The sequence below is a fragment of the Halobacteriovorax sp. genome (genome assembly GCF_041587335.1).
Classification (GTDB): domain Bacteria; phylum Bdellovibrionota; class Bacteriovoracia; order Bacteriovoracales; family Bacteriovoracaceae; genus Halobacteriovorax.
In genome coordinates this window covers 1-6700 of record NZ_JBFGYP010000146.1, presented here as the reverse complement: position 1 = coordinate 6700, position 6700 = coordinate 1, and the positions used below count along the sequence as shown (strand labels likewise).

The 6700-nt window shown below is 34.6% G+C and carries 5 protein-coding genes; 1 reads left to right on the top strand and 4 read right to left on the bottom strand.

The annotated features are described in order from the left end of the window. A partial coding sequence (locus tag ABX784_RS14655; protein ID WP_372655809.1) for a glycosyltransferase occupies positions 1-534 on the bottom strand: 534 nt, incomplete at its 3' end. A 132-nt stretch (positions 535-666) separates the two neighbouring features. Here ABX784_RS14655 and ABX784_RS14650 point away from each other — a divergent pair. Next, on the top strand, positions 667-1473 hold the full coding sequence (locus tag ABX784_RS14650) for a hypothetical protein (RefSeq protein WP_372655807.1): 807 nt from the start codon (positions 667-669) through the stop codon (positions 1471-1473). Here ABX784_RS14650 and ABX784_RS14645 read toward each other — a convergent pair. The 3 genes from ABX784_RS14645 to ABX784_RS14635 all read right to left on the bottom strand — a co-directional run. Next, on the bottom strand, positions 1466-2653 hold the full coding sequence (locus ABX784_RS14645) for an NAD(P)/FAD-dependent oxidoreductase (protein WP_372655806.1): 1188 nt from the start codon (positions 2651-2653) through the stop codon (positions 1466-1468). The genes ABX784_RS14650 and ABX784_RS14645 overlap by 8 nt on opposite strands. A 5-nt stretch (positions 2654-2658) precedes the next feature. After that, the gene (locus tag ABX784_RS14640; RefSeq protein WP_372655805.1) at positions 2659-4482 is read right to left on the bottom strand and encodes a DEAD/DEAH box helicase; all 1824 of its coding nucleotides are present in this window, start codon (positions 4480-4482) and stop codon (positions 2659-2661) included. A gap of 235 nt (positions 4483-4717) precedes the next feature. Next, positions 4718-6700 (bottom strand): S9 family peptidase (locus tag ABX784_RS14635; protein WP_372655804.1); only part of this gene is annotated, 1983 nt, incomplete at its 5' end.

The following is a 6700-nucleotide window of genomic DNA, read 5'->3' as shown; positions in this document are numbered from 1 at the left end:
TGAATCTATCGAGAGAGATTCTTCAAAACATTCTCTACGAATAGGATATCCAGAGTAAATCGTTTTATTCTTTGGAAAGTATTTAATAGACTCTTCAAAACTCACAAAGACCTTATTTGCAAAAATTGAACAGATCTTATTAGCAAGACCCACTCTACTTGTTTGCTCATGAATAAATATCTTTTTTCCAGTCAACCTTGCCGCCACAACAACAGGGACAGAAACAAATCCACCAGTTGAAAAGATTAGAGTATTTCTTGGTTTAAATAATAGATAGAAAAATGACTGTAGAGTCCCTACTATAATTTTAAATATATCTATAAAGTTTTCGATGGAAATATAACGTCTAAGTTTTCCAGTAAAAATTGATTTGTACTTAATATCAAACTCTGAAATTAAGTTTTTTTCAATACTATCTCTACCACCAATATATGAAATATTTAAATCGCTTTCATTTATCAATTCTTTAATCAAAGTGATTGCCGGCATTACATGACCACCACTTCCACCACCAGTAAATATAATATTTTTCACTTTAATCTCCTATCTAGATTTATATCATAAAGAACTTTTTTACCTTCAACAATTAATTGTTCACAAAAAATCAAGATTTAACCCTGTTCTTCGAATAAGACGTTAAGCAAAAAAATATATTCAGGAGTTATTATGAAAAACTTAATATTAAGTGCAATGGTTATTGCAACAACAAGCTCTTATGCAGACTTTAAATCGATAGAGGTATCAGACTTCACAGGTAATTATAGAAAGCCCGACGGTAGTGCTACAGCAGCAAAACTTACAATACCAGAGTCAATTACTTCAAGAATTAATATCGAACTTAAGGGTGTTGAAGATGGCTATCTTCTAGAATTCGGTAATGAAGAATTCCACTTTAAGAATCCTCCTTCATTTATAAATGATATTGATTCAGCCAGTTGGAGTAAAATTAACTACACAACAAAGTCTACTCAAATGAATGGCTCAATCGATTTTATGAGTTCAAATGTTGCTGATTCAGAAATGAATATACAAAAACTATCTGCAAAGTGTTACGAGAATAGAGCTTTTCCAGAAATGTATGGACTGCAACTACTTGATGCATGTTTAACAAATTCAAAATTTTCAGTATCGTATTTTCGAAGTAATCAATTATCAAGTGCCTACAATATTCTCTTAGAACTTCCTGGAATAGAAAATGTCGTGGCCTCAGATATATCTATAAAAAATGCAACTTTATCGACTTCTAAGAACTCATTTAAATTTGCAGGAAAAGTAGATTTAGGAATCAGTGCGAATATTAAAATTGAAGGAAAATCACAATTAGACAAAGAAAATAATAAAGTAATACTAAAGATAGATAAAGCGAAAGCAAGCTTTCTAAATATCAAAGGTAGACTTTTTGATGAATTGAAGAAGTCTGAATCAAAAACATTTAAAGTAAATGAGCCTTATATATATATTTATCTTAAATAATACTTTGGCCTGCGGCATGTGCAGATGCCCAGGCCCATTGAAAATTAAACCCACCAAGTTGACCAGTAACATCTACAACTTCACCAATAAAGTAAAGGCCTTTCACTTTCTTAGACTCAAGTGTTTTAGAAGAGAGCTCCTCTGTTGATACTCCTCCTCTCATCACTTCGGCCTTCCTATACCCTTCAGTTCCAGATGGGGTGAACTGAAAGCCTTTTAAATCAGAAATAACTTTATTAAGTAACTCATTAGAGTAGTCTGCCAAGTTATCAGTAAGAGAGAGTGTCTCTCTCTTGCACCAATATTCTACAAACTTCTTTGGAAGATGATTCTTAAGGAATGTATCTATTGATCTCTTAGGGTGAGATCTTCTATATGAAATTAAATTATCAATCGTCATATTAGGTAGAAAATCTATAGTTACACTCTCTCCAGCATTCCAATAAAGAGAGATCTGTAAAATAGCTGGTCCACTAAGCCCTCTATGAGTAAATAGTAAGTCTTCATCAAAGCTAATTTTATCATTAAAAATTCTGACAGGAAGAGCTACTCCAGATAGAAGACTTGTCTTTTTTAACAGTGATTCACTTAACTTATATGGTACTAATGCAGGCTCTACTGAGGTTATAGACATACCAAATTCTTTTGCTATCTTTAGTCCGTAGTCATTGCCACCTATTTGTGCAATAGGAAGTCCTCCGGTAGCTAAAATTAAATTCTTAGCCTCAAATTCACCAGTAGCGGTAGAAATAAAAAATGAATCACCTTCTTTTCTAATTTGTTGGGCGCTACAGTTTAAGATAATTTCAGCATTATATTTTTTGCACTCACTCTCGAGCATATTTACAATTTCTCTTGCAGAGTTTTTACAAAAGAGCTGTCCTTCAGCCTTTTCGACATACTCAATACCATAGCTCTCAACTAAGTCTAAGAACTCGTACGGGCTATATCTTTTCAATGCAGATTTAAAAAAATGAGGATTTTGACTTAGGAAATTTTCGTGAGTAGCAAATAGATTTGTAAAATTACATCTGCCACCACCAGAGATAAGAATTTTCTTACCTAGATTTTTATTGGCCTCTAAGAGGAGTGTTTCTTTTCCCCTCTTAGCACAAACAGAAGCGGCCATAAGTCCAGCCGCTCCTCCACCAATTATAATGACGTCATAATTCTTAGGCATAAGAATTAGTCTCTATTGTAAGACCTCTTAGCCCCATCTTCACCATTTGAAGATGATCTAAAAGAGTTTCTTCTACTAGATGGATCAGATCTTCTATTACCACCTCTAGAGTCTCTTCTTGGTCCACCACCTCTAGAATCTCTTCTAGGAGCTGGTCCGGCCTTTGTTGCTTCAAGAACACCAGTGTGACCACCAGCAGATACTTTTGCTACAAGAAGAACTTTTTCTTTATACTTGTCAGAAACTTCGAAGAATGAAAATTGATCTTTTAAATCAACTCTTCTAATTTCTCTTTCTTCAACACCAGTTGCACCAGAAACTGAAGATAAGAACTCTTTAAGATCGACACCATGTTTCTTACCAACACCAACGTAGAATCTAGCATAACCAGATGCTCCTCTAGCTGCTCTTGGTCCTCTTTCTGGTCTATCGCCTCTAGCAGAACGTTCTCTAGGGTTTCTAGAGTTTCTGTCACCTCTTTCAGGTCTTTCACCAGGTACCATTTCGATACTTGATTTCTTAGAGTATCTATCCATGTTTTCTTTGAACATATAGTTAAACATAACTTTTACAAGTGCATCTTTATCCATATCTTTTAAAGACTCTTCAAATACAGAAAAGCTTGAGTCAACATTTTCAGACTCTGCAAGTTTGTTTGATACTTCTTCAAGTTTTACAACTTCGTTTTTAACTAGAGCATTTTTAATCTGCTCAACAGTTGGAAGCTTACCTTGTTCAATCTTAGTGTTCATTAGTCTTTCAAGCATTCTAATTCTAAATTTCTCAGAACTATCAATGATTGTATAAGCTGAACCTTTTTGACCTGCACGTCCAGTACGTCCAATTCTGTGAACATAAGACTCTAGATCTTGTGGAAGACCGTAGTTAATTACATGTGTAAGGTTATCTACATCGATCCCTCTTGCAGCAACATCAGTACAAACAAGAAGTTTAACTTTCTTTTTCTTGAAAGCTCTCATTGTTAGATCTCTTTGCATTTGAGACATATCACCGTGAAGTGCATCAGAAGGAAAACCTCTGAAGTTAAATTCATCAGATAGTTTCTTAGCGTCTACTTTAGTTCTACAGAATACGATTCCGTAATAGTCAGAAAGTGAATCTAAAATTCTACAAACTGCTTCACCAAGGTTACCTCTTTTAATTAAGAAGTACTTCTGCTCAATATCTTCATTACTTAAAGTTTTCTTTGCGATTTTAATAATCTCAGGGTTATCTAAGTAAGTTTGGATTAAGTTTAAGATTTGCTTTGGCATTGTTGCTGAGTACATCCAAGTCTTCTTCTTGTCTCCAAGCTCTGAAAGAATTGTCTTAACATCATCAATGAATCCCATATCAAGCATTTCATCAGCTTCATCAAGAACAGCAAGCTTTGCGTTCTCAAGCTTTAAAACACCTCTTTTTATTAAGTCTAAAACACGACCAGGAGTACCAACAACAACTTGTGGTCTACCTCTTTTAAGTGTTCTGATTTGTCCGTCTAGTGGAACACCACCGTAAACAGAAAGAAGTTTAATAGTATCGTGCTTACAGAAAGATCTCATCTCTTCAGTAATTTGGTTAGCAAGCTCTCTCGTTGGACTTAAAACGATTGCTTGAACATCTCCACAGTTTCTATCAATTTTTGCAAGTAATGGTAGAGAGAAAGCAGCTGTTTTCCCAGTACCTGTTTGTGCCTGTCCAACAAAGTCAGTATGCTTCTCTAATAGTAGAGGAATAGCTTTTTCCTGAATGTCAGTTGGAGTTTTGTAGCCCTTGTCTTCGAGTGCACGAAGCAACGACTCTGGCAGAGTAAAGTCAGTAAAGTTCATTTTTCACCTTTGGTTGTTAGCTCAGACATTTAGTGCTACCCAAAGAGTAAATCCCTTACTCACCTACTGAAAGATTGATTTTTCACAATCACCGAGATGCCACTAATTCGTCTGAAAATTAATTCTTAAGGTCTCTATTTACGACAAATAGCGCTATAAGGCCAGTTCTTTGAAAAATATTCAATAACTTAACTATGTTTACCATTAGTTAAGCTACTGAATACTCATATAATAATTAGTTTAGACCGAAATTTTTTAGTATAAAAGAGTACACCATGGCCTCTTCATTGAGGTATTCAAACCTCCCACTCGCTCCACCGTGACCAGCTTCCATATTTGTGAACATATGCACTTCTGACTTTCCGAGGTTGCGATCCCTAATTCTGGCAACCCATTTAGCAGGCTCCCAATAGGTCACTCTTGGGTCATTAAGTCCTGCAGTAGCTAGAATATTTGGATACTCAGTTTCTTCTAAATTATCGTATGGAGAATATGATTTAATATAATCATAGTATTCTTTATATTCTGGGTTTCCCCACTCTTTATATTCAAGTTCAGTTAGAGGAAGGTCCTTATCTAGCATTGTTGTAAGAACATCAACAAATGGAACTTGAGCGATAATAGTTTTATAGAGTTTTGGTGCAATATTAGTAATGGCCCCCATTAAGAGTCCACCAGCACTTCCACCCATTGCAATAATATTTCCCTCTTTGCCGTAACCTAGAGAGCAGAGTCCTTTTGTTGAATCGACAAAATCAAAGAAAGTATTCTTTTTAAATAAGAACTTTCCTTCCTCATACCACGATCTTCCAAGAGTTGAACTTCCTCTTGGATGGATGATTGCAAAGTTAAATCCTCTTTCAATAAGGGATAGGTAATCATCTCTAAATCCGGGTTCAACAGAGTGTCCATATGAACCATAGCCGTAAACGAAAAGAGGAGCTTCTCCATTAAGTTCAGTAGATTTTTTCCTCAGAGTTGAAACAGGTACTTTAGATCCATCTCGTGCATCAATTAAAAGTCTTTCAACAATGTAATCATCAGAATTAAAATTTGGAATTTCTTGAACCTTAAGTTCTTCTATTTTTTTAGTATCAACATCGTACTCAAGAACTGACCAAGGTGTATTTAATGAAGAGTAACTGAGTCTAAACTTATTCATCTCATACTCAAAATTTTCTCCTTCAGAAGCAGAGTATGCGACCTGAGGAAATTCAATAAAGTCACTCTTACCACTTTCATGATTTATAAATTCAAATTTAGTTAGTCCATTTTCTTTAATTGTAACAACAGCAAAATCTTTAAAAGACTCATAGTTAACAATATACTTTTCATCACTTCCTTCGATAACCTCTTCCCAATTATCTCTAGAACATTGATCAACAGGACACTTAACAACTCTAAAATTATGGTGTTCGTCATTGGTTAGAATGAAAAACTCTCCATTGTGATGATCAACATCATACTCAAATTTCTCATGTCTTTTTTCAACGAGCTTTACTTCACCATTTGGGTCATCAGCACTGATATATGAGTACTCACTAGAAATACTTCCTGCACTCATAAAGAAAATATATTTCAGATCATTTCCTTTAGAGCAATGAACAAAGAACTCTCCACTATCTTCAGTGTAAAGAACTTTATCTTTTTCAACCTCTTCTCCAAGTTTATGAAGACGTACTTCATATGGGCGAAGTTTTTCATTTAGAACATTGTAACAAAAGTGTTCACTATCACTGAACCAACAGATAGAGCTATATGAATTTTCTATAACTTCACTATAAAGCTCATTCGTTTCTAAGTTCTTAATAAATAGCTTATAAACTTCATCACCTTCTTCATCTATTGTGTAGGCCATAAGTTTTGTATTTGGTGATATTGAATAAGATCCAATATCCATATAGTCTTTATCTTTTGCTAGCTCGTTACCGTCTAATAGAATTTCCTCAGGGCCATCCTCTCCAAGCTTACGGCAATAGATTGGATACTCACCACCAAGTATATAGCGATTGTAATAATAGTAAGCCCCTTCTTTAGAAGGAACTGTTTCATCCACTTCTTTTTTTCTAGATCTCATTTCATTATAGAGAACTTTCTGAAGATCTTTCGTATCTTCTAGGTATAGGTCTAAATTTGTATTTTCATTATTTAAAAAGTCTTTAACGTCAGAGTCTTCTTCTAGATTTCTCATCCAGTAATACTCATCAACTCTAACTTC

Bases quoted from the DNA above. Each gene is read 5' to 3' on its own strand.
- ABX784_RS14640 (WP_372655805.1), bottom strand. From the start codon at position 4,482: ATGAACTTTACTGACTTTACTCTGCCAGAGTCGTTGCTTCGTGCACTC.
- ABX784_RS14650 (WP_372655807.1), top strand. From the start codon at position 667: ATGAAAAACTTAATATTAAGTGCAATGGTTATTGCAACAACAAGCTCT.
- ABX784_RS14645 (WP_372655806.1), bottom strand. From the start codon at position 2,653: ATGCCTAAGAATTATGACGTCATTATAATTGGTGGAGGAGCGGCTGGA.